This is a genomic window from Streptomyces sp. NPDC101776 (assembly GCF_044766845.1).
Lineage (GTDB): Bacteria > Actinomycetota > Actinomycetes > Streptomycetales > Streptomycetaceae > Streptomyces.
This window is the reverse complement of sequence record NZ_JBIWMV010000011.1, coordinates 205,831-227,828: the sequence shown is the minus strand read 5'-3', so window position 1 is coordinate 227,828 and position 21,998 is coordinate 205,831. Positions and strand designations below refer to the sequence as shown.

Annotated in this window: 22 protein-coding genes and 5 tRNA genes; 18 read left to right on the top strand and 9 right to left on the bottom strand. The window is 70.6% G+C overall.

From position 1 onward, the window contains the following. The first annotated feature begins 19 nt into the window (after window positions 1-19). The 7 genes from ACIRRY_RS30750 to ACIRRY_RS30720 all read left to right on the top strand — a co-directional run bounded on the left by ACIRRY_RS30750 (window position 20) and on the right by ACIRRY_RS30720 (window position 2,051). Window positions 20-679, top strand: coding sequence for a DUF4241 domain-containing protein (locus tag ACIRRY_RS30750; RefSeq protein ID WP_403978844.1), 660 nt, complete (start codon window positions 20-22; stop codon window positions 677-679). Between the two features lie 49 nt (window positions 680-728). Beyond that, the gene (locus ACIRRY_RS30745; protein ID WP_403978842.1) at window positions 729-1,460 is read left to right on the top strand and encodes an HAD family hydrolase; all 732 of its coding nucleotides are present in this window, start codon (window positions 729-731) and stop codon (window positions 1,458-1,460) included. 92 nt (window positions 1,461-1,552) lie between these two features. Then, window positions 1,553-1,624, top strand: a tRNA-Gln gene (locus ACIRRY_RS30740). A gap of 26 nt (window positions 1,625-1,650) precedes the next feature. Then, window positions 1,651-1,723: transfer RNA gene (locus tag ACIRRY_RS30735), tRNA-Glu, on the top strand. Between the two features lie 62 nt (window positions 1,724-1,785). After that, window positions 1,786-1,858, top strand: a tRNA-Glu gene (locus tag ACIRRY_RS30730). A 20-nt stretch (window positions 1,859-1,878) separates the two neighbouring features. Continuing rightward, window positions 1,879-1,950 (top strand) — tRNA-Gln (locus ACIRRY_RS30725). A 28-nt stretch (window positions 1,951-1,978) separates the two neighbouring features. After that, window positions 1,979-2,051, top strand: a tRNA-Glu gene (locus tag ACIRRY_RS30720). A 61-nt stretch (window positions 2,052-2,112) separates the two neighbouring features. Here ACIRRY_RS30720 and ACIRRY_RS30715 read toward each other — a convergent pair. After that, window positions 2,113-2,757, bottom strand: coding sequence for a MerR family transcriptional regulator (locus tag ACIRRY_RS30715; RefSeq protein WP_403978841.1), 645 nt, complete (start codon window positions 2,755-2,757; stop codon window positions 2,113-2,115). Window positions 2,758-2,836: 79 nt separating this feature from the next. Here ACIRRY_RS30715 and ACIRRY_RS30710 point away from each other — a divergent pair, with 79 nt between their 5' ends. Beyond that, a complete protein-coding gene (locus ACIRRY_RS30710; protein WP_403978839.1) occupies window positions 2,837-3,349 on the top strand; it encodes a DUF4188 domain-containing protein in 513 nt (170 codons plus the stop codon). A 216-nt stretch (window positions 3,350-3,565) separates the two neighbouring features. Here ACIRRY_RS30710 and ndgR read toward each other — a convergent pair whose 3' ends face one another. After that, window positions 3,566-4,282: an IclR family transcriptional regulator NdgR gene (gene ndgR / locus ACIRRY_RS30705; protein WP_019068721.1), complete on the bottom strand. Its 717-nt coding sequence runs from the start codon at window positions 4,280-4,282 to the stop codon at window positions 3,566-3,568. 190 nt (window positions 4,283-4,472) lie between these two features. Here ndgR and leuC point away from each other — a divergent pair, with 190 nt between their 5' ends. The 4 genes from leuC to ACIRRY_RS30685 all read left to right on the top strand — a co-directional run bounded on the left by leuC (window position 4,473) and on the right by ACIRRY_RS30685 (window position 7,786). Next, window positions 4,473-5,897, top strand: a complete 1,425-nt coding sequence (gene leuC / locus ACIRRY_RS30700; RefSeq protein ID WP_403978836.1) for a 3-isopropylmalate dehydratase large subunit — start codon at window positions 4,473-4,475, stop codon at window positions 5,895-5,897. 5 nt (window positions 5,898-5,902) lie between these two features. Continuing rightward, window positions 5,903-6,496 (top strand): 3-isopropylmalate dehydratase small subunit, encoded by a 594-nt coding sequence (gene leuD / locus ACIRRY_RS30695; RefSeq protein ID WP_403978833.1) that lies wholly within the window; start codon window positions 5,903-5,905, stop codon window positions 6,494-6,496. Window positions 6,497-6,772: 276 nt separating this feature from the next. Beyond that, window positions 6,773-7,003: a hypothetical protein gene (locus ACIRRY_RS30690; RefSeq protein ID WP_019068724.1), complete on the top strand. Its 231-nt coding sequence runs from the start codon at window positions 6,773-6,775 to the stop codon at window positions 7,001-7,003. Between the two features lie 138 nt (window positions 7,004-7,141). Further along, entirely contained in the window at window positions 7,142-7,786 is a 645-nt protein-coding gene (locus ACIRRY_RS30685) for an HU family DNA-binding protein (protein ID WP_403978830.1), read from the top strand. 145 nt (window positions 7,787-7,931) lie between these two features. Here the strand turns inward: ACIRRY_RS30685 and ACIRRY_RS30680 are convergent, their stop codons facing one another. Continuing rightward, window positions 7,932-8,135, bottom strand: coding sequence for a hypothetical protein (locus tag ACIRRY_RS30680; RefSeq protein WP_403978827.1), 204 nt, complete (start codon window positions 8,133-8,135; stop codon window positions 7,932-7,934). A 28-nt stretch (window positions 8,136-8,163) separates the two neighbouring features. Beyond that, complete coding sequence (gene cofC, locus ACIRRY_RS30675; protein ID WP_403978824.1) at window positions 8,164-8,802, bottom strand: 2-phospho-L-lactate guanylyltransferase; 639 nt, start codon at window positions 8,800-8,802, stop codon at window positions 8,164-8,166. 144 nt (window positions 8,803-8,946) lie between these two features. Here cofC and ACIRRY_RS30670 point away from each other — a divergent pair, with 144 nt between their 5' ends. The 3 genes from ACIRRY_RS30670 (at window position 8,947) to ACIRRY_RS30660 (ending at window position 12,152) form a co-directional block, all read left to right on the top strand. Further along, window positions 8,947-9,756, top strand: coding sequence for a lysophospholipid acyltransferase family protein (locus ACIRRY_RS30670; RefSeq protein ID WP_403978822.1), 810 nt, complete (start codon window positions 8,947-8,949; stop codon window positions 9,754-9,756). Continuing rightward, window positions 9,753-10,763 (top strand): NAD(P)H-dependent glycerol-3-phosphate dehydrogenase, encoded by a 1,011-nt coding sequence (locus ACIRRY_RS30665; RefSeq protein WP_403978819.1) that lies wholly within the window; start codon window positions 9,753-9,755, stop codon window positions 10,761-10,763. The genes ACIRRY_RS30670 and ACIRRY_RS30665 overlap by 4 nt, the downstream gene beginning before the upstream one ends. Before the next feature lie 231 nt (window positions 10,764-10,994). Then, complete coding sequence (locus ACIRRY_RS30660; protein ID WP_403978816.1) at window positions 10,995-12,152, top strand: D-alanine--D-alanine ligase family protein; 1,158 nt, start codon at window positions 10,995-10,997, stop codon at window positions 12,150-12,152. Window positions 12,153-12,171: 19 nt separating this feature from the next. Here ACIRRY_RS30660 and ACIRRY_RS30655 read toward each other — a convergent pair whose 3' ends face one another. Further along, window positions 12,172-12,663: a DUF3515 domain-containing protein gene (locus ACIRRY_RS30655; protein ID WP_403978813.1), complete on the bottom strand. Its 492-nt coding sequence runs from the start codon at window positions 12,661-12,663 to the stop codon at window positions 12,172-12,174. 20 nt (window positions 12,664-12,683) lie between these two features. Further along, window positions 12,684-12,917 carry an Lrp/AsnC family transcriptional regulator gene (locus tag ACIRRY_RS30650; protein WP_003997603.1) on the bottom strand — a complete coding sequence of 78 codons (234 nt, stop codon included), beginning with the start codon at window positions 12,915-12,917 and terminating at the stop codon, window positions 12,684-12,686. Window positions 12,918-13,120: 203 nt separating this feature from the next. On the opposite strand from ACIRRY_RS30650, the gene ACIRRY_RS30645 reads away from it, so the two are divergent. Both ACIRRY_RS30645 and thiD read left to right on the top strand, forming a co-directional pair. After that, window positions 13,121-14,086 (top strand): thiamine-phosphate kinase, encoded by a 966-nt coding sequence (locus tag ACIRRY_RS30645; protein ID WP_352182290.1) that lies wholly within the window; start codon window positions 13,121-13,123, stop codon window positions 14,084-14,086. Then, a complete protein-coding gene (thiD, locus tag ACIRRY_RS30640; RefSeq protein ID WP_403978810.1) occupies window positions 14,083-14,877 on the top strand; it encodes a bifunctional hydroxymethylpyrimidine kinase/phosphomethylpyrimidine kinase in 795 nt (264 codons plus the stop codon). Before ACIRRY_RS30645 ends, thiD begins: the two co-directional genes overlap by 4 nt. A 114-nt stretch (window positions 14,878-14,991) precedes the next feature. On the opposite strand, the gene rpmB is transcribed toward thiD, so the two are convergent. Beyond that, entirely contained in the window at window positions 14,992-15,177 is a 186-nt protein-coding gene (rpmB, locus tag ACIRRY_RS30635; protein ID WP_358816232.1) for a 50S ribosomal protein L28, read from the bottom strand. Window positions 15,178-15,438: 261 nt separating this feature from the next. On the opposite strand from rpmB, the gene ACIRRY_RS30630 reads away from it, so the two are divergent. After that, complete coding sequence (locus tag ACIRRY_RS30630) at window positions 15,439-17,184, top strand: DAK2 domain-containing protein (protein ID WP_403979077.1); 1,746 nt, start codon at window positions 15,439-15,441, stop codon at window positions 17,182-17,184. Window positions 17,185-17,205: 21 nt separating this feature from the next. Here ACIRRY_RS30630 and ACIRRY_RS30625 read toward each other — a convergent pair whose 3' ends face one another. Together ACIRRY_RS30625 and ACIRRY_RS30620 are read right to left on the bottom strand one after the other, a co-directional pair. Next, entirely contained in the window at window positions 17,206-20,166 is a 2,961-nt protein-coding gene (locus tag ACIRRY_RS30625) for a tetratricopeptide repeat protein (protein ID WP_403978807.1), read from the bottom strand. Continuing rightward, window positions 20,166-21,992 (bottom strand): HSP90 family protein, encoded by a 1,827-nt coding sequence (locus tag ACIRRY_RS30620; protein WP_403978804.1) that lies wholly within the window; start codon window positions 21,990-21,992, stop codon window positions 20,166-20,168. The genes ACIRRY_RS30625 and ACIRRY_RS30620 overlap by 1 nt, the downstream gene beginning before the upstream one ends. Window positions 21,993-21,998 lie beyond the last annotated feature (6 nt).

Genomic DNA, 21,998 nt, shown 5'->3' with positions numbered 1-21,998 from the left:
TTCAGGAGAGGCGCCTTTCATGCCGATGACCGCTCGTGACTACACCTGGCTGTTCACGCCGGGCAGCACGTTCACGGAGGACGAGACCGGCACGGTCGGCGTGATCCACCTAGCGGACGGAGGCCGGCTCTGGCTCCCCACCGGCCAGGTGGTGGCCTGCGACCCGTTCGTCTCCCTGGGCGGCGGCGAGGCCGAGCCCTTCACGGTCGCCGTACCTCCCGGCCACTACCGGGTCGAGGCGGCCGTCGCCACGATCACCCACCCCGACGAGCCCCCGGCCGACACCCCGCACCTTCGCGTAGCCGCCGCCCGCCTGGTCATACGGGACGAACCCGCCGTCACCTGGGAACTCGCCCTCCAGCCCGGCCAGGACCTCGCCGAACTCACCGAGGACGAGTTCTACGGCTACGGAGTCGACGCCGGTACGGGCGCGTTCTACGACGCCTCGGTCGACGCCTCGTTCCCGGAGTGCGCGGGCGACGAGGGCCCGCTGTGGGACGCGTTCGAGAAGAACGGCCACGCCCCGGGGCCCTACCTGGTCACGTCCCCCTCCACCGGCCACACCCTGGCCGCCTTCGGCTCCGGCTGGGGCGACGGCGCCTACCCCACCTGGATCGGCCGTACGGCGGCCGGCGAAGTCGGCTGCTTCGTCACGGACTTCTTCGTCGCCCCCCTGTGACGCGGATCGGGGGCAGACGCGGCCCCGGGGCCCGGGTTACCGTCGGATCATGACCATTCGGGCCGTTGTCTGGGACGTCGACGACACCTTGTTCGACTACACCGGCGCGGACCGCGCCGCCATGCGCGAGCACCTGGCGGCCGAGGGGCTGCTCGACGGGCACGCGGGTGTGGCGGACGCCCTGGAGCGCTGGAGGGTGGCCACCGAGTTCCACTGGGCGCGGTTCTCGGCCGGGGAGGTCTCGTTCGAGGGACAGCGCCTGGACCGGGTCCGGCTGTTCCTGGACCGGGAGTTGACCGACACCGAGGCCGACGACTGGTTCCGGCGCTACAAGGCCCACTACGAGCGGGCCTGGGCCCTCTTCCCGGACGTCCTGCCCGTCCTGGACGCCCTCGCGGCCACCCACCGGCACGCCGTCCTCTCCAACTCCAGCATCACCGTCCAGGACCGCAAACTGCGCACCCTCGGTGTGTACGACCGCTTCGAGGTCGTCCTGTGCGCGGCCGAACTGGGCGTCTCCAAGCCTGAGGCCGGCGCCTTTCTCGCGGCCTGCGAGGCGCTGGAACTGCAGCCCCAAGAGGTCGCGTATGTCGGAGATCACCCCGAGATCGACTGGCGGGGTGCGTCCGACGCCGGTCTGCTCTCCGTCTGGATCGACCGCCACGGCGGACACACCCCCGACGAGGCCCTGGTGGGACGGCACCGGATCGCCTCGCTGGCCGAACTCCCCGCGCTCCTCGGTGCCGATACCCGTTTTGGAGCCCCGTCCACCTTCAGGTAATGTTGTTCCTGTCGCCACCGGGGCGCGGGTCGAAAGCCCGGGAACCGGAGGCGTCAACTGGAACAAGATCCTCGCAAGGGATTGCGTTTTAGTGGCCTATGGTGTAATTGGCAACACTACGGTTTCTGGTACCGTCATTCTAGGTTCGAGTCCTGGTAGGCCAGCTCGCAGATGCTATGAATTCTGCAACGCCCCCGTTGTGTAGCGGCCTAGCACGCTGCCCTCTCACGGCAGTAGCGCCGGTTCGAATCCGGTCGGGGGTACAGATCCTTCCCAGGAAGGTGGTCCGGGTCGCACCCGCCACCCTCCATGCAGGATCGCTAGGGCCCCCGTTGTGTAGCGGCCTAGCACGCTGCCCTCTCACGGCAGTAGCGCCGGTTCGAATCCGGTCGGGGGTACGTTTTACCTTGCAATACCTTGGTCTATGGTGTAATTGGCAACACTACGGTTTCTGGTACCGTCATTCTAGGTTCGAGTCCTGGTAGACCAGCTTGGATCTGCGGCAACGCATGATCTGCGCCCCCGTTGTGTAGCGGCCTAGCACGCTGCCCTCTCACGGCAGTAGCGCCGGTTCGAATCCGGTCGGGGGTACGTAGACGAAAGGCCCTCCACTTCGGTGGGGGGCCTTTCGCGTGTCCCGCTCACTTCCCGCTCACTCGAAGCCGTACCGCAGCGCCGACTCCTCCTCCTGGGCCAGCCGGTGCAGTGCCTGGAGCACCGGCTCGACGAAGATCGCGCCCGCGACCGCCGTCTCCACCTTCTCGGCCTCCGAGGGGTGCGTCTCCACGAAGTCCAGGTCGAGCACCGCTGCCTGACGCATCAACTGGGCGTAGTTCACGATGAGTTCGGGAGGCCAGTCGTACCCGAGCCGGCGAAGTGCGGCCACCGCCACGACCAGTGAGCGGTAGGACGGCGAAATGGTCGTCAGGGCCTGGGAGTTGGACCAGCCCAGCGTCTCCAGGAGCCTGTCGACCTCGTGGTGCGCGGCCTGTACGTGCTCGTCCTCCGCGTCCGGTTCCGGAACCTGCGGCAGGGCCCAAAGTGCCGCGCCCAGCCGGATCGTACGGCCGAGGGAGTCGTCGTCGACGTGGCCGAGCACCTCGCGGACCGTGGCCACCGGCAGTCGGCCGACCTGGATCATCGCGCGCACCAGCCGCAGCCGACGCAGGTGCTCCTCGTCGTACTCGGAGTTGGTCGCGTTGACCTGGTGCCCGGGGCTCAACAGGCCTTCGCGCAGGTAGTACTTGATCGTCGCGATGGACACACCGCCGCGCTCGCTCAACTCGGACAGCCGCATGCCTTGCGCCCCTTCTCGGATACCGGCACTATCCAAACACGGGTCATCGGATAGTGCCGGTACCCAACAAGGGGGCGACATGTTCGCGAAGGCTGTCGACGGCCGTACCACCGCTGCGGCCGAGGGGGAGGTGGTGGTGCTGCTGATCGGGATGCGGATCAACCGCTTCTGGGCCGTGCACCACTGGGTGCCGGTGCTCCTCGCGATGCCGCGCATGCTGCGGGAGTTGGGGAAGGATCCCGGTCGCGGACTGCTCGGGCATGTGCTGCTGACGGCGTCGCCGCGCACGTACTACGTCGTCCAGTACTGGGAGTCCAAGGAGAAGCTCTACGCGTACGCGAGTTCGCCCGACATGTTCCATCACAAGGCGTGGGCGATCATCAACCGCAAGGAGAAGGCCGGGAAGGCGCGCGGGCACGTCGGGCTGTGGCACGAGAGCTATGTGGTGCCGGAGGGGTCGTACGAGGCGATCTACGCCGACATGCCGGCCTTCGGACTCGCCGCGGCGCACGGGCAGGTGCCGGTGGAGCGGCGGGGGCGGCGGGCGAAGGACCGGTTCGCGTATCGGTCGGGGAACGTGACGTCCGGCTGAGCGGGGCGGGCGAAATCGCCTGCGCCACGGCAGCGCCCCAGAGGGGCGCGGGGCTGTGTCGATAGGTGGCTCCGCCACGCGGGCGCGACCAGCCATGACGGCGCGGCAGTGGAACGACGGCTGATGTGCCGCCCGGAGCGGAGCGCTCGGCCCCGGACATGACGGAGGGCCTGCCGCGGCGTTGAGGCAGGCCCTCCTTGAGATGTTCCGGGTGGGTCAGCCGGTGCGGCGCAGGGCTTCGGAGAGGCGGGCGGCGGCGTCGATGACCGCCTGGGCGTGCATACGGCCCGGGTGGCGCGTCAGGCGCTCGATGGGGCCGGAGACGGACACCGCGGCCACCACGCGGTTCGAGGGGCCGCGCACCGGCGCGGAGACGGACGCGACGCCCGGCTCCCGCTCGCCGATGGACTGGGCCCAGCCCCGGCGCCGTACGCCCGAGAGGGCCGTGGCCGTGAAGCGGGCGCCCTGGAGGCCGCGGTGCAGGCGCTCCGGCTCCTCCCAGGCCATCAGGATCTGGGCCGAGGAGCCGGCTTTCATCGTGAGCGTCGAGCCGACCGGGACCGTGTCCCGCAGTCCGGACAGACGTTCCGCCGCGGCGACGCAGATGCGCATGTCGCCCTGGCGGCGGTAGAGCTGCGCGCTCTCGCCCGTGATGTCCCGCAGATGCGTGAGCACCGGGCCCGCCGTGGCGAGCAGGCGGTCCTCGCCGGCGGCCGCGGCCAGCTCGGCGAGACGGGGGCCCAGAATGAACCGGCCCTGCATGTCGCGCGCCACCATGCGGTGGTGTTCCAAAGCCACGGCCAGCCGATGTGCCGTGGGTCGTGCCAGCCCGGTCGCCGCGACCAGACCCGCGAGGGTGGCCGGACCGGACTCCAGAGCGCCCAGGACAAGGGCTGCCTTGTCCAGGACGCCGACGCCGCTACTGTTGTCCATGAAACGATACTCGCGTCTCACTCTGTGAAACGCAAGTTCCTTTTTTCGTGAGACGCGCAACTCTTGTAGACACAGCGGCCCGCATATCAAACGGGCCAGGCGGCGGCTGCCCGTGAGCCAGGGGTGCGAGCGCCGTCTCCTCAAGATCTCTAGTTGGGCCGGCGCTGTTTCGCCGGCCGGAGGGAAAGCGATGGGTAGGACACTCGCGGAGAAGGTCTGGGACGACCACGTCGTCCGGCGCGCCGAGGGCGAGCCCGACCTCCTCTTCATCGATCTGCACCTCCTGCACGAGGTGACCAGCCCGCAGGCCTTCGACGGTCTCCGCCAGGCCGGGCGTCCCGTGCGGCGCCTCGACCTCACCATCGCCACCGAGGATCACAACACCCCGACCCTCGACATCGACAAGCCCATCGCGGACCCGGTCTCGCGCGTCCAGTTGGAGACGCTGCGCAAGAACGCCGCCGACTTCGGCGTGCGCCTGCACTCCCTGGGCGACGTCGAGCAGGGTGTCGTCCACGTCGTAGGGCCGCAGCTGGGTCTGACCCAGCCCGGTACGACGGTCGTGTGCGGTGACTCCCACACCTCCACCCACGGCGCCTTCGGCGCACTGGCGTTCGGCATCGGCACCTCCCAGGTGGAGCATGTGCTGGCCACCCAGACGCTGCCGCTGGCCCGTCCGAAAACCATGGCCATCACGGTCGACGGCGAACTGCCCGACGGCGTCACCGCCAAGGACCTGATCCTGGCGATCATCGCCAAGATCGGTACGGGTGGCGGCCAGGGCTACATCCTGGAATATCGCGGCCCGGCCATCGAGAAGCTCTCGATGGAAGCCCGCATGACCATCTGCAACATGTCGATCGAGGCCGGCGCCCGCGCGGGCATGATCGCCCCCGACGAGACCACCTTCGAGTACATCAAGGGCCGCGCCCACGCCCCCGAGGGCGAGGACTGGGACGCCGCCGTCGCGTACTGGAAGACCCTGAAGACCGACGCGGACGCGGAATTCGACGCCGAGGTCGTCATCGACGGTCCCTCGCTGGCGCCGTTCGTCACCTGGGGCACCAACCCCGGTCAGGGCGCGCCGCTTTCGGCGTCCGTCCCCGATCCCGCTTCGTACGAAGACGCTTCGGAGCGCTTCGCCGCCGAAAAGGCCCTGGAATACATGGGGTTGGAGGCCGGACAGGCGCTGCGTGACATCAAGGTGGACACCGTCTTCGTAGGTTCGTGCACCAACGGCCGGATCGAGGACCTGCGGGCGGCCGCCGCGATCGTCGAGGGCCGCAAAGTCGCCGACGGCGTACGGATGCTGGTCGTTCCCGGCTCCGCGCGGGTCGGTCTGCAGGCCGTCTCCGAGGGCCTGGACGTCGTGTTCAAGGACGCCGGCGCCGAATGGCGGCACGCGGGCTGCTCGATGTGTCTGGGCATGAACCCCGACCAACTGGCGCCCGGTGAGCGCTCCGCGTCCACCTCCAACCGCAACTTCGAGGGCAGGCAGGGCAAGGGCGGCCGTACGCACCTGGTCTCGCCGCAGGTCGCCGCCGCGACCGCCGTGCTGGGCCACCTGGCCTCGCCCGCCGATCTGTCCGACGCCCCTGTGCCCGCTGGAGTCTGAGAGCCATGGAAGCATTCACCACGCACACCGGCCGGGCCGTCCCGCTGCGCCGCAGCAACGTGGACACCGACCAGATCATCCCCGCCCACTGGCTCAAGAAGGTCACCAGGGACGGGTTCGAGGACGGGCTGTTCGAGGCCTGGCGCAAGGACGAGAACTTCGTCCTCAACCGCCCTGAGCGCAAGGGTGCGACGGTCCTGGTGGCCGGTCCCGACTTCGGCACCGGCTCGTCCCGCGAGCACGCCGTGTGGGCGCTGCAGAACTACGGCTTCAAGGCCGTCATCTCCTCCCGGTTCGCCGACATCTTCCGCGGCAACTCGCTGAAGAACGGCCTGCTCACGGTCGTTCTGGAGCAGAAGATCGTGGACGCGCTGCAGGACCTCGCCGAGCAGGACCCGCAGGCCGAGATCACCGTCGACCTGGAGGCCCGGGAGGTGCGCGCCGAAGGCATCACCGCCGCCTTCGAACTCGACGAGAACGCCCGCTGGCGGCTGCTGAACGGCCTGGACGACATCTCCATCACCCTCCAGAACGAGGGCGACATCGCCGCGTACGAGGCCAAGCGCCCCTCGTACAAGCCGCGGACGGTCCAGGTCTGACCCCAAGCCCTCCCACGAGGCCTTCTCCCGGTCGAGATTCGGCCACGCGACACCCCGTCTGTACCCCCGATCGCCACGATTGGGGGTACAGCCATGTCTGCACCCGAACGGCCCTGCGCGCCTGCAACGCTTTGCTCAACTCCCTGTGTTAGACAGGGTGTTGACTGGGTAGGCGCAGCTTTGAGCCAAGGCTGCCGCCGGGCTCGGCAACGCTGTTCGAGGGACCAGTTGCTACCCCCGCAGGCGACAACTCGCCCCAGATGGCACAATCTGTGCATGGAACACGACGGCCAACTCAAGCTCTATGCGGCAGTCGCGGACCAACTCAAGGAAGCGCACACAAGAGTGCGCGCACTGCAAGTCCCGGAGGGCGTACGGATGGCGCTGGCCCGGAAGCTGCTGGTCATTACGGCCGCGGCCAAGCACGATCTCGCCGACGCGACAAGGCGGCTGGACCGGTTCACGGCGGACCTCGACGCGGGTCGATTCCCGGAAGAGGAACGCTGAAACAAGTCCAGGACAGCCGAGTTCGTTGCGGCGCACGGGTGATTAGCCCGTTTCGTGTTTGATTTGCGGTATATATCTGCCTAACGTGCGAAAAAGCCGGAGCAGTTTCGTTCCGGCAATGTCTCCGAAGGGGAAGACGTGAACAAGGCGCAGCTCGTAGAAGCGATTGCGGACAAGGTCGGTGGCCGTCAGCAGGCCGCCGAGGCGGTCGACGCGGTTCTGGACGCCGTCGTCCGTGCCGTCGTCAATGGGGACCGGGTTTCGGTCACCGGCTTCGGTTCGTTCGAGAAGGTCGACCGTCCGGCCCGTTACGCCCGCAACCCCCAGACGGGCGAGCGGGTTCGGGTCAAGAAGACCTCCGTGCCGCGCTTCCGCGCGGGCCAGGGTTTCAAGGACCTGGTGAGCGGCTCGAAGAAGCTCCCGCGCGGCGGCGAGGTCGCCGTCAAGAAGGCGCCCAAGGGCAGCCTGAGCGGCACCGCTTCGGCGACGGTCAAGAAGGCCGCGGCCAAGAAGACCACCACCGCCAAGCGGGCGACGGCCGCCGCGAAGAAGACCGTGGCGAAGAAGACGGTCGCCAAGAAGACCACGGCCACCGCCAAGAAGGCCACGGCCAAGAAGGCGACCGCCAAGAAGACCACGGCGACGGCCAAGAAGACGGCGGCCAAGAAGGCCACCGGCGCCGCCAAGAAGGCCCCGGCCAAGAAGGCGACGGCCACCAAGGCCCCCGCCAAGAAGTCGACGGCGCGCAAGACCACCGCCAAGAAGGCCACCGCCACCCGCTAGTCACGGGGCGCAGGGCACTCACGCGCCGGGCCGGACTCCCTCTGGGAGTCCGGCCCGCGGCGTATTCACGGCCCCTGTACGGGCGTTCGCAAGGTCTCGTACGGTCGTGGAAGGGCTCGTACGGTCTCGTACGGGAAAAGGGCCCTCAGAAGGTCTGCAGTGTCACCAGCGTGACCCTGAGCCCGTCCCTGGGCCCCTCGGTCTCGATCCGCACCCGCTGCCCCGGCCGCAGCAGCCGCAGCCCGCCCGCGTCGAACGCGGCGGCGTCGAAGGACACCGGGGTGCCGTCGTCGAGCAGCACACTGCCGGTACGGCTTCCGGCGTCGTAGGTGTAAGCGGTCGCCTGCATGGCCGCAGCCTACTGCCGCCGACCGCGTCTACTGGCCGGGAATCAGCAGCCCCGCCGCCGCTGCCGCCGTGCGCGGCCCGACCCCGAGGGTCAGTGCCGCCCGCAGGTCCTCGCCGGTGTCCACGTCCTGTCGTACGGAATCCACCGCGTCCAGGGTGAGTTCGACCGCCCCGGAGGCGTGATGGCGGGCGCGGGAATCCGTGCCGAAAGCCGGGTGCAATTCGCGGCCCTCTCGGGCGGTGAGCAACGTGGTACCGATTGTGGCCGCGTCCGGGAGAAAAGCGCGGGGGAATTCGGCGGCCGCGTCCAGGACCCGGGCCAATTCCGCGGGGCGCAGCGCCGGCAGATCGGCGTTCAGGGCCGCGACCGCGCTTTCGGGGCGGGAAACCCGCACGACCGCCGCCGCGTGCCGCAGAGCGGCGTTCAGGCCGCCTCCCGGCTCGTCCGCGACGATCCGGGCGCCCAGCGCGGCGAGTTCGCGGCCGGCCAGGGCGTCGTCCGTGACGACTGCCACATCTCGGACCGCCGGGCAGGCCAGCGCGGCTGCCACGGTGTCCTGGGCGAAGGCGAGGGCGAGGCCCGGACGCAGCCCGTCGTCGGCGGTGTCCGAGAGCCTGCTCTTGGCTCGCGCCAGAGACTTCAGGGGTATGACCAAGGTCCACTGCACGAGCGTTCCGTTCCTCTCCTGTGGCGGCCATTGTCACCCGGCACCCCTGGCGGTGTCGGTGGCGGGGCGTACGGTGTTCTCGACAGACCGGCGGCCTGGGGCGACACTTGTGCGGCCCCCCAGGTCCTAGAGGAAGGTGTTCGCGTGCCCCGCCGCAGAATCGGGTTCTGGTACCGCTTCGCAGCGGTCCTCTGCAAACCGCCGCTGGTGCTTCTGATCAAGCGGGACTGGGGTGGAATGGAACACATTCCGGCCGAGGGCGGGTTTATCACCGCGGTGAACCACAATTCACAAGTGGACCCCTTCGCATACGGACACTTTCAGTACAACACCGGACGTGTTCCGCGATTCCTGGCGAAGAGCAGTCTTTTCGGGAAGGGATTCGTGGGTGCCGCGATGCGCGGTACCGGACAGATCCCCGTCTACCGCGAGACCACGGACGCGTTGAGTGCCTTCCGCGCCGCGATCGACGCCGTGGAGCGCGGTGAGTGCGTCGCGTTCTATCCCGAGGGAACGATCACCCGGGATCCCGACCAATGGCCCATGACCGCCAAGACCGGTGCCGCGCGGGTGGCCCTGCAGACCCAGTGCCCGGTGATTCCCGTGGCCCAGTGGGGCGCCAACGAATTGCTGCCGCCGTACGCCAAGAAACTGCGCGTCTTTCCGCGCAAGACCAGCCATGTGCTCGCGGGCCCGCCGGTGGACCTCACGCGTTTCTACGGCAAGGAGATGAGCCCGGACCTCCTCAAGGAGGCGACCGAGGTCATCATGGCCGACATCACCCGCCTGTTGGAGCGGATCCGCGGCACGAAGGCGCCCGAGATCCCCTACGACCCGCGCCGCGAGCGGATCGAGCAACGGCGGCGGACGGCCGCGGAAACCCACGAGTTGGAGTCTCTGGCCGAGTCGGCGAGCGAGCCGAAGGTCGAGCAGGAAGAGGGGCAGGGCACGTGAGCAAGCCGGTCAAGGCGGCCGTATTCAGCGCCGGTTCGTGGGGCACGGCGTTCGGCATGGTGCTCGCCGACGCGGGGTGCGAGGTCACGCTGTGGGGGCGTCGCGCGGAAGTCGTGGAGGCCATCAACTCCACGCGCACGAACCCCGATTACTTCCCCGGTGTCGAACTCCCGGAGAACCTGCGGGCCACCACCGACCCGGCCGAGGCCGCCGCCGACGCCGACTTCACCGTCCTGTCGGTCCCTTCGCAGACGCTGCGCGCCAACTTGGCCGAGTGGGCACCCCTGTTGGCGCCCGACACGGTCCTCGTCTCGCTCATGAAGGGCGTCGAGCTCGGCTCCGTCATGCGGATGAGCGAGGTCATCGAGGACGTCGCCAAGGTCGGCCGGGACCGTATCGCCGTGGTCTCCGGGCCCAACCTCGCGCGGGAGATCGCCTCCCGGATGCCGGCCGCCGCGGTGGTCGCCTGCACCGACGAGGCCGTGGCCCGCCGGCTCCAAGCCGCCTGCCACACGCCGTACTTCAGGCCGTACACCATCACCGACGTCGTGGGCTGCGAGCTCGGTGGCGCGGTGAAGAACGTGATCGGGCTCGCCGTCGGCATCGCGGACGGCATGGGGCTCGGGGACAACGCGAAGGGCTCGCTGATCACCCGCGGTCTCGTCGAGACGACCCGGCTCGGTATCGCGATGGGCGCGGATCCGCTCACCTTCTCCGGGCTCGCGGGCCTGGGTGACCTGGTGGCGACCTGTTCCTCGCCGTTGTCGCGCAACCACACCTTCGGTACGAACCTCGGCAAGGGGATGACCCTCCAGGAGACGATCGCGGTCACCAAGCAGACCGCGGAGGGGGTCAAGTCCTGTGAGTCCGTACTGGACTTGGCCCGCAGGCACGATGTCGACATGCCGATCACCGAGACGGTCTTCGAGATCGTGCACGAGGGGAAGCCGCCGGTGGTCGCCCTCAAGGAGCTGATGTCGCGCAGCGCGAAGCCGGAGCGTCGCTGAGCGCTCCGCTGGGTGGGGCGGTGGGGCGGTGGGGTGAGGGGTGCCTTGTGTCGTCGGGTGGCTGCGGCGCCGTCGTGGCTCGGCGCGCTCACGCGGCGGTAGCCGCATATAGATACAGCCCCGCGCCCCTTCAGGGCGCTGTCCGAACCGCCTGCTTCAGTGGCCGGGCGAACCGCCTGTCGTCAACGGACGCTGACTCGAAGCGGTGCCACCGGGTACTCTCATCGCGATATGAGCACCGAGAACCTCTCCCAGAACCCTGAGCAGCCGCCTCGCAAGCCGCGTGTGGCCGTCGTGTTCGGCGGTCGCAGCTCCGAGCACGGGATCTCCGTGGTCACCGCCGGCGCCGTCCTCGGGGCCATCGACCGGACCAAGTACGACGTCCTGCCGATCGGCATCACCCGCGAAGGCCGCTGGGCCCTCACCGCCGACGCACCGGAACGCATGGCGATCACCGACCGCCGTACGCCCGACGTCGAGCAGCTCGCCGAGTCGAGCGAGGGCGGAGTGGTGCTCCCGCTCGACCCCGGGAACCGCGAAGTCGTCCTCAGCGAACCGGGATCCGTGCCCAAGGCCCTCGGCGAGGTCGACGTCGTCTTCCCCGTCCTGCACGGCCCCTACGGCGAGGACGGCACCCTCCAGGGACTTCTGGAGCTGTCCGGTGTGCCGTACGTGGGCGCGGGTGTGCTCGCCTCGGCCGTCGGCCAGGACAAGGAGTACATGAAGCGGGTGTTCACCTCGTTCGGCCTCAAGGTCGGCCCCTACGTGGTGATCCGGCCGCGCGAGTGGCAGCGGGACGAGTCCGCCGCGCGCAAGAGGATCGTCGACTTCGCGGGTGAGCACGGCTGGCCGCTGTTCGTGAAGCCCGCGCGCGCGGGGTCGTCGATCGGCATCACCAAGGTCGACGACCTGGCCGGTCTCGACGAGGCGATCGAGGAGGCGCAGCGGCACGACCCGAAGATCCTCGTGGAGGCCGCGCTGCGCGGGCGCGAGATCGAGTGCGGGGTCCTGGAGTTCGAGGACGGGCCGCGCGCGAGTGTGCCCGCCGAGATCCCGCCGCCCCAGGAGCACGCGTACTACGACTTCGAGGCGAAGTACATCGACTCGACCCCCGGTATCGTGCCCGCCCCGCTGACGCCGGAGGAGACCGCCGAGGTTCAGCGGCTCGCGGTGGACGCCTTCGACGCGGCCTCCTGCGAGGGGCTCGTGCGGGCGGACTTCTTCCTTACCGAAGACGGCGAGTTCGTCATCAACGAGATCAACACCATGCCCGGCTTCACGCCGATCTCGATGTACCCGAAGATGTGGGAGGCCAGCGGCGTTCCCTACGGGGAGCTGGTGGACCTCCTGGTGCAGGCGGCTCTGCGCCGGTCCACGGGACTGCGCTGAGCCGGTCGCCGCGGTCCGGCTAGTCGGCGATCCCTGCGGGGATCGCCTTCTTCACGGCCTTCGCGAGATCGACCAGGGGCGCCATGCCGTCCCCGGTGCGCTCCTTCGGGATGGTCACCTCGACGTAGGCCTCGCGCAGCGTCGTGGTGAAGCGGAACGAGCCGTCGTCCTCCTTCTGGAGGAGCCAGCCGACCCCGTTCACCTCGACGCCGTCGGCCTCCGGGTCGTTCATCTTCGCGGGTCTGACGACACCGCAGCGCAGTATGATCGCCGGGTTCCCCCAGCCCGCGGTCAGCGCGGACGCGGGCTCGGGATCCCGGCGGCCCTGGTCGTCGACCTTCGACGGCAGCACCTTGTCCAGGTTCCGGCACAGCCCGGTGACCTTCGCGCCCGGCGAGGGAACCGCCGCCGACACGCTGTCGTCTGCTGAGGAGCAGCCCGCGACGGTGATCAACGCGGCGAGCACGGACAGCCCGATGACAGAACGGCGCCGGTGACGGAGAGAGTTCACCGGCCAAGGGTAGACGGGGGCTACAGATGCACCACCGGGCAGGTCAGGGTGCGGGTGATGCCGTCCACTTGCTGGACTTTGGCGACCACCATGCGGCCGAGGTCGTCGACCGTGTCGGCCTGGGCGCGCACGATCACGTCGTACGGTCCTGTCACGTCCTCGGCCTGGATCACTCCAGGGATCTTGCTGATCGTCTCGGCGACGGTCGACGCCTTGCCGACCTCCGTCTGGATCAGGATGTACGCCTGTACCACGGAACCTCCAGGGCGGCCACGAGGATCATGTGGGGAAAAGGAACGCCACGGTATCGCGTCGCCGCTCGCCGCGGGGAGACCCGCGGAGGCGCTTGCCCCCGTGCCGGGGCACGGGCACGACTGAAGTCGACGGTCACCTCGACCGTACCGAGCACACCGACGGCTCGCGACCGGGCGCTGCCGTCACGAGAAGAGGACGAACGATGAAGGGCACCGTCGGTGAGTTGGGGGAGTTCGGGCTCATCAGGGAGCTCACTTCCCGGCTCACCACCACCCCCGCGGTCCGGGTCGGCCCCGGCGACGACGCCGCGGTCGTCGCCGCGCCCGACCGCAGGGTCGTGGCGAGCACCGACATACTGCTGGAGGGACGGCACTTCCGCCGCGACTGGTCCACCGCCTACGACGTCGGACGCAAGGCCGCCGCGCAGAACCTCGCGGACATCGCCGCGATGGGCGCCGTACCGACCGCGCTGCTCCTCGGCCTGGTCGTGCCGGCCGAACTCCCGGTCACCTGGCCCATGGAGCTGATGGACGGCCTGCGCGACGAGTGCCAGGTCGCGGGCGCCTCGGTGGTCGGCGGCGATGTCGTACGAGGCGACACGATCATGGTGTCGATCACCGCGCTCGGCGACCTGCGGGGCCGCGAGCCGGTCACCCGGGCCGGCGCGCAGCCCGGCGACGTGGTCGCGGTGACTGGCTGGCTGGGCTGGTCGGCGGCCGGGTTCGCGGTGCTGTCGCGGGGCTTCCGCTCGCCGCGCGCGTTCGTGGAGGCGCACCGGCGCCCCGAACCGCCGTACCACGCGGGTCCGGCGGCGGCCGGGCTCGGGGCGACCTCGATGTGCGACGTGAGCGACGGCTTGATCGCCGACCTCGGGCACATCGCGGAGGCCAGCAAGGTGCGCATCGACATTCGCTCGGGCGCGATCGACGTGCCGACGCAGATGAACGACATCGGACAGGCCGTCGGCGTCGACCCCATCCAATGGGTGCTCACCGGGGGAGAGGACCACGCGATCGTGGCGACCTTCGCACCGGACGTGAAGCTGCCCGCCCGCTGGAAGGTGATCGGTGAGGTCCTCAACCCCTCCGCGCTGCCCCAAGTGACGGTCGACGGAGCGCCGTGGACCAGCAAGGGCGGCTGGGACCACTTCGGGGACATCGAGTCGTGAAGCCGCTGGTGCTGACCGTGGCCGGCTCCGACTCCGGTGGAGGGGCGGGAATCCAGGCCGACTTGAAGACGATGCTCGCGCTCGGCGTGCACGGCATGAGCGTCGTCACCGCGGTCACCGCGCAGAACTCCCTCGGGGTGCAAGGGGCTTGGGAACTTCCGGCACAGGCGGTGCGCGCCCAGTACCGCAGCGTGGTCGACGACATCGGCGTACAGGCCGTGAAGACCGGGATGCTCGCGTCGGCCGAACTCGTCGAGACGGTCGCGGAGTTGCTCGCGGGGACGGATGCTCCGGCGGTCGTCGACCCGGTGGGCATCTCGAAGCACGGGGACTCGCTGCTCGCGGACTCCGCGCTGGACGCCGTACGGACGAAACTGCTTCCGATGGCGACCGTCGCGACGCCGAACCTCGACGAGGTGGCTCAGCTGACCGGCGTACGGGTCGACTCGGAGGAGCGGCTCAGGGCTGCCGCGGCGGCTGTGCTGGCGTACGGGCCGCGATGGGTGTTGATCAAGGGCGGTCATCTGCCGGGTGACGCGGTGGATCTGCTGACCGACGGTGCCGAGGAACACTGGCTGCGGGCACCCCGCTACGACAACCGGCACACCCACGGCACGGGCTGCACGCTCGCTTCGGCGATCGCCTCACAGCTGGCCAAGGGTGACTCGGTGCCGGAGGCGGTGACGGCGGCGAAGGCGTATGTCACGGGGGCGATCGCGGCGGGGTTCGCGCTGGGGGGCGGGATCGGGCCGGTGGATCACGGGTGGGCGCTACGGCGTGAGGATTCCTGAAGCGCGGGTTGTCTGAGCGCCGGTCTGTCGACTGAGCACGGCAAAAAGCCGGCCCACACAAGATGGACCGGCTCGATGCAGCGAACCAGCAGTGGCCGCGCGCTCAGCAGTGCGTCAGCGCGTGACCTTGCCGGCCTTGATGCACGAGGTGCAAGCGTTCACGCGCTTCGGCGTCCCACTGACCACGGTACGGACGCGCTGGATGTTCGGGTTCCAGCGACGGGACGTACGGCGGTGCGAGTGCGAGATGCTGTTGCCGAAGCTCGGCCCCTTGCCGCAGACGTCGCAGTTGGCAGCCACGGGTCACTCCAAAGACTTCAGATGCACAGATGCACTTATGGATGATCCCGGCATGCCGGGATCGAGATCATTAAGATCTGAAAGTGGCGCTGCCAGGGAGGGATGGCCCGATCGGGATCGGGCAACCGGAGCAGCATACAACGACCGCGCCAGTACAACGAAACTACCATGGCTGGTTGGGGGCCCGCTCCGGCCCTCCTCGGGTCCGGGCCGCCCCGAGGTCTACGCTGCGTGCCAGTCCAGCAGCTCAGGGAGGCGCAGGTGCCGCAGGTGCCGCAGACATTCTTCGATGCTCTCGCGGTGCGCACCTGGTGCGGGCTCGCGCTGCGGGCCCTGGGGCGTGCGCGCGAGGAGATCGACGCGATCAACGTGTACCCGGTGGCCGACGGGGACACCGGCACCAACCTGTACCTGACCATGGAGTCGGCGGTCGCCGCGGTCGAGGCGGTGTTCGACGGACACGGCACCCTGACCGAGCAGAAACCGCCGCTGGCCGACGCCGCCCGCGCGATGGCCCACGGGGCGCTCATAGGGGCGCGCGGCAACTCCGGGACGATCCTCGCGCAGTTGCTGCGGGGCATGGCCCAGGTGCTCGCCGCCGACGGTGAGACGGCTCACACGGACGGCGAGGGGCTACGGCTGGCCCTGCGGCGCGCGTCCGACTCCGCCCGGCACGCGGTGGCCCACCCGATCGAGGGCACGGTCCTCTCGGTCGCCTCGGCGGCGGCGGACGCGGCCGACGGCGGCGGGGACGACTGCGGGACCGTCGCACGGGCCGCCTACGAGGGAGCGTGCGCCGCGCTGGCCGCGACCCCGGGGCAACTGGCCGTCCTGGAGCGCGCGGGAGTCGTCGACGCGGGCGGGCGCGGGCTGGTCGCGGTGCTGGCCGCGCTGGTGGAGACGTTCACGGGGGAGGGGCCGCTCTTCACGGCCCTGGCGACGCACGTACGCGTGGCCGCCGATGTGACGCACACACGCGTTGAGGACGTTTTCGCTTCCCACACCTCTCACGCTTCCGATGCCTCCGAAGCTTCTGGCGCTCTCGATGCTCCTGGTGCTCCCGAAGGCGCCCCGTGCGAAGGCGGACCCGCCTTCGAGGTGATCTACCTCCTGGAGGCCGACGATTCGGCCGTGGCCCGGTTGCGGGAGCGGCTCGACGCCCTCGGGGACTCGCTCGTCGTGGTCGGCGGCGACGGCCTGTGGAACGTCCACGTGCATGTCGACGACGCGGGCGCCGCCGTGGAGGCGGGTGTCGAGGCCGGCCGGCCGCACCGCATCCGGATCACCCACTTCGGGCTCGGCGACGTCCACACCACCGGCGCCGAACGTCCGCCCAGGGAGCGCGCCCAGCGTGCCGTCGTCGCCGTCGTCCCCGGCGAGGGGCTGGCCGGGCTCTACGGCGAGGCAGGCGCGACCACCGTGCTCGCGCGCCCCGGGGAGCCGCCGGCCAGCGGGGAGCTGGTCGCGGCTCTGCGGCGGGCACACGCGCGTGAGGTCGTGCTGCTGCCCAACGACGCCGACCTGCGCCACACGGCCGCTGCCGCCGCCGAGCAGGCCCGTGCCGAGGGCATCCGGGTCGCCCTGATCCCGACGCGCTCCGCGGTCCAGGGGATCGCGGCGCTCGCCGTGCACGAACCGGGGCGCCGCTTCGACGAGGACGTCGTCTCCATGACCTCGGCGGCGGGTGCGACCCGCTACGCCGAGGTCGCCGTCGCCGAGCGCCAGTCCTGGACGATGGCCGGCATCTGCCAGGCCGGGGACGTCCTGGGGCTCGTCGACGGCGACGTGGCGGTGATCGGCGCCGATGTCACCGCCACCGCCCGGGCCGTCCTCGACCGCATGCTCGCGGCCGGCGGCGAACTCGTCACGCTCGTCCTCGGCGACGAGGCACCCGCGAGCGTCGCCGACATCCTGGAGATCCACGTCCGGGAGTCGTACCTCGCGGTCGACACCGTGGTGTACCGGGGCGGGCGGCAGGGTGCCCTGCTGCTCATCGGCGTCGAGTAGGGCCCGTCTGCCGAGCAGGGACTACTTGTGGTCGTTCTGCTCCTCCATGAGCTGGAGGAGCTGCTCGGCCTCGGCGCGACGGGACCGTACCGTCTCGTCGCCGTCGTCGGCACCCTCGTATGCCTTCAGTACGCCACGCGCGCGTGCGGCCGCGTCGGCGGGACGGCTGAGGTCGGCCTCCAGCCAGCCCGCGGCGAGTTCGGCGCCGGTGCGGGTGTGCACCGCGCCCTCCCCGAGGGCGGCGAACACGGTGACCGCCTCCGCGGTCTGCGCCAGGGCGCCCTCGAACGCGGCCTGAATCGCGATGTCCTCGGCCTCCTCGGCGACGGAACGGGCCAGCAGCTCGCCGAACTGCCGGTGCGTGTGGCCCAGTTCACCGGTGAGCCGCTGCCGCGCCTCCTGGTCGTCCGTCACGAGCAGCGCGGCCTCGCACTCCTCGATCGCGCCCGCCATCAGCTCCCGCGCCCGGTCCAGACCCCGGTCCGCGCGGTCCGCGCGCAACGCCAGCCACGCGCGGGCGCGCAGCGAGCGGACGAGCCCGTGCACGTTCCCGAGGGACCGCCACAGGTCGCCCGCGCGCTCGTACGCCTGGTCCGCCTCGGCGGGCAGTTCGGCGTGGCCCAGTGACTCGGCGGCGAGATGGGCGAGCGTCGCGTGGTCGTTCTGCTCGGGCCAGTGCCGGGCGATCTCGGCCGCCTGCAACCGCCGTTCGGCCGCCGCCCGGTGCTCGCCCAGCTCGCTCAGACAGTCACCGAGCCACCACTGCGTCTGGACGATCGCGCCGTCGCCGTGCGTCTCGACGCTCAGGTCGGGCAGCGCCGACTCCAGCACCTCGGCGGCCTCGGCCCAGCGGCCCTGGCGCAGCAGGAAGCCGCCGAGCTGGTGCCGTGCCCAGGCGCCCAGCGTCGGGCCCTCGCCCGCCTCGTCGGACCAGTGCGCGGCCTCCAGAGCGTGTTCCGCGGCCTCCTCGGACCGCCCCCGGCCGCCGAGCACCTCGGCGAGCTGGAGATGCAGCTGAGCCCGTCCAGGGGCCTCCAGATAGGGCCCACCGTGCTCCAGGGCCGCCCGCAGGGCCCGCTCCGCCTCCGCGATGTCGCCGAGGTGATGGGCGAGCCCGGCCAGCCGGGCCTCGTACTCCACCGCGAACCACGGCAGCCCCGCGGCCACGAACGCCGTCGACGCCTTCGAGAACAGCCGGAGCGCCGTCTCCAAGTCCCCGCCGCGCACCGCGAGTTCGGCCAGCATCGCCTGCCCCTCGGCCCCCCGCGCGGCCAGTCGTACGTCAGCCGCACCACCCGGGAGGGGCCGCCCTTCGACCAGCGCCAGCACCTCCCGTACGGCGGCCTCGGCGGCGGCCAGGTCCTCGGCATCGGGGGTGTCCTCGGGGGACTCCCCGTGGACCCTCCGCATCAGGACCCGCGCCCGGCTCATCAGCACGGCCGCCGTCTGCCGTACGCCCGTGCCGTCCTCGGAGTACAGGGCCAGCACCGCGTCGTACGGCTCGACGATCGCCGCGAGGGCCTCGTCGATCTCGCCCGTGAGAGCGCGTACGTACGCTCCACGCGCGCGTGCCGCCCACGCCTCCCCGGGGTCGCCCGCCTCCGCGAACAGCTCGGCCGCGCGCTCGAAGAGGTCGAGGCCCTCGGGGCCCCGGTCCATCGCCTGGTGGTCGGCGATCTCCGCGCGGTCGCGGGCGGACAGCTCGGCGCCCTCGGCGGCACGCGAGACGGCCAACCAGGCCTCTACGGCGTGCGGTTGCAGCGTGTCCGACAGTCGTCGCGCCTCCGCGAGGAGTTCGGCGAGGTTCTTCTCCGGGGCCCGCTCCGGGACCGCCGTGACCGGCACGACGGGTGCCGTGGCCGGCCGGCCCGCCGAACGCACTCCCAGGGGGAGCCGTTCCACCAGCGGCTGTTGGTCCATGCGCGCGCGTGCCCGGTCGCCGACGTGGGTCGTGCCGTTGCGCTCGTCGAAGCGGGTGGCCAGGGAGAGGGTCTCCACGCGTGCGTGGACGGCGAGTTCGCGTGCGGTCCACGCCCGGCCGGCCGGCCCCGGCACCTGCTGGTCGCCGAGCCCCAGCTCGGTCAGCCGGTCCATCAGCAGGGCCACCACGGACAGGAAGTCCAGCCCGCTGCGCGGGTTCCCGGAGTCCGTGAAGTACGCCGGACGCTCCGCGAGCAGCTCAAGACCGCGCGCCTCGTTGCCGCTCAGCGCGCAGAACTCCACATGGTCCGCGTACGCGCCCCGCATGCTCTCCATGGGCCGTACGAGACGGAAGCCCCGGAGGTGATGCGCGCGCGCCTCGTCGGCCCGGCCCAGACGCAGCAGCGGGGCCAGGGAGGACGCGAGGACGGTGTGCGGCTCGTGGGCGCAGGTGAACTCGCCCCCCAGGACCGGCTCCCAGAGGTCGAGGGCCTCGGCGTAGCGCTCCCGCTGGACCTGCCACTCGCCCTGGGTGTGCAGTTCGCACGCGTGGCAGTCGGCCATGGTGTCCCGGTCCGCGGCCAGCCACGCCGTGTACGCGCGCTCGGCCCGCGCCAGGTCACCGACGTGCGAGGCGACGCTGAACTCGGCGCTGCGCACCGCCCGTTCGGAGTGTCCGGCCAGCCGGTAGCGGTGCTCCATCTCGCCGAGCCACTTCTCGATCGACGCGAGCGGGATGTGCGGCTGGCCGAGCATCCCGGACGACATCCACTTGAAGACCCAGTGCAGCGAGTGGACCTCGTACTCGTCGAAGTCCTCGGGCCGCTCGTCCCACATGCGCAGCAGGCGCGCGAAGGGGACGAACATCTTGTCCTTCTCGGAGCTGTAGTTGTAGACCTTCAGTTGGTGTCCGAGCGCCTCGACGACGGCCAGCGGGATGTCCAACTTCTCGGCCTCGCCGAGCAGTTGCTCCGCGCGCGCGTTGCGGGCCGGTCCCTCCGGCTCCTCGGAGTTCTCGGCCATCGCCCGGCGCAGCGCGTCGAAGTCCGTGATCCCGGTCATCAGTGGTCGCCCTCCCCGTGTGTGGCCCACTCCAGGAGGCCGATGAACGCCCGGTTCAGCAGTGCCGAATCGGCGGGGCGCAGTGGTCGCTGCGCCATCAGGAGTGCCTGCCCGTAGAGCGACTCCGTGGCCGTCCCGATCAGGTCCCGGTCCCCCAGCGAACTGATGCGCCGGATCAGCGGGTTGAGATGGTTGAGCACGAGACGCGCGCGTGGAGCACTGCCCCGCAGCGAGCCCAGGATGCCCGCCCACAGGTCGTCGGCCTGCTCCTCGGCCTCCGCGCGGGCCTGCTCGTGCCGGGCCGAGCGGTCGTCCAGGTGCAGCGCGGGCACCGACAGCGGATGGAACGCCCGGAGGACGACATCACAGCCCAGGGGGTCCAACTTGGCCCGCGCGGCGGCCAGGAAGTCCGCCAGCGCCAGCTCCTCGGCCGGGTCGACGGAGTCCAGGTGCGCGGTCACGGTGTCCGGGTCCAGCTCGGCGACCACCGTCCCCGGGCGCACCGAAGGCAGCGCCTCGACCAGCTCGCCGTCGTAGGTGTAACCGCCGTTGATCACCCCGATGCCCTGTGCGGACGCGATCGGGGCGACCTGGCGGTACTCCTCGACGGTCCGCGTGAAGTGCACCACCGGGTGCCGCTGCGCGAACTCCTCCAGGGACACCCGTCCGTCGGTCGTCTCGAACGGGAGCCACGGCAGCATCGTGCGCAGCATCTCCTTGTCGTGCCGCGCCAGGGACTTCACCCCCAGGTGGTGCACCGACAGGAACGCGGCCAGCCGCTCCGGATCACCCGCCGCGAGCCCCGTCAGCCAGGACCGGATCCGCTCCCCGAGCGCCTCCCGTACGGCGGCCAGCGTCTCGTCCTCGTACAGCGACTCGCGCGAGGCCGTGGGCCGCAGACTGTCCGTGTCCAGCACACAGCGCACGAAGAACGCCCAGTCTGGGAGCAGTTGTTCGGCCCGCTCGGTCAGCAGCATGCCCTTGAGGTGCACCCGGTGACTCGCCCGCTGCGCCGGACTCACGGCGCCGGGAAGGACGTAGGCCACCCCCCGGATGCCCGCGAGCGGCACGGAGAGGTCGATCGAGTCCAACGGCGTGAACCCGAACAGCTCGTGGCAGTGCCGCGCGAGTGCCACCCGCCGGGTGCTGGGACTCGGGTACGGCCGGTCCCAGGGCGCGGGCAGATCGGTGATCGCCTCGCCGTCCACCCGGACGTCGTACGGCAGCAGCGCCCCGAAGTCCCGTGCCAGCGCGAGGACCCGCTCCTTGGAGAGCCACTCGCCGGCCCCGGCGCGCGCCACCAGGTGCACGGTGGTGCCCGGTTCGGGGTGCTCGGCGGCGGGCAGCGTCCGCACGGTGTACGAGCCGTCGTCGGCCGCCGTCCACTCCACGGGCGGCGCCTCGGGCGTACGGGCGCTGCGGCTGACGACCCGGATCCGCTCGGCGACCACGAAACAGGCCAGCAGCCCGATGCCGAACTGCCCGAGGAACTCGGAGCGGGCCTCCTGGAGCCCGTCGGCGCGCTTGGAGCTACGGCCGATCGTCGCGAGGAGATTGTGCACGTCCGCCTCGGTGAGCCCGACGCCGGAGTCCTCGACGCGCAGGGTGTCGCCCTCGACGTACAGGCGCACCAGGGCAGGGGAGTCGGGCTGCTCGGCCCGGCGGGCGGTGATCGCGTCCACGGCGTTCTGCAGCAGTTCGCGCAGATAGACCTTGGGGCTCGAGTAGAGGTGATGGGAGAGCAGGTCCACCAGACCGCGCAGGTCGACCTGGAACGTGTGAGGTGACTGGGATGCCTGTGATGACTGTGAGGTCTGGGAGTCCATCGTCGC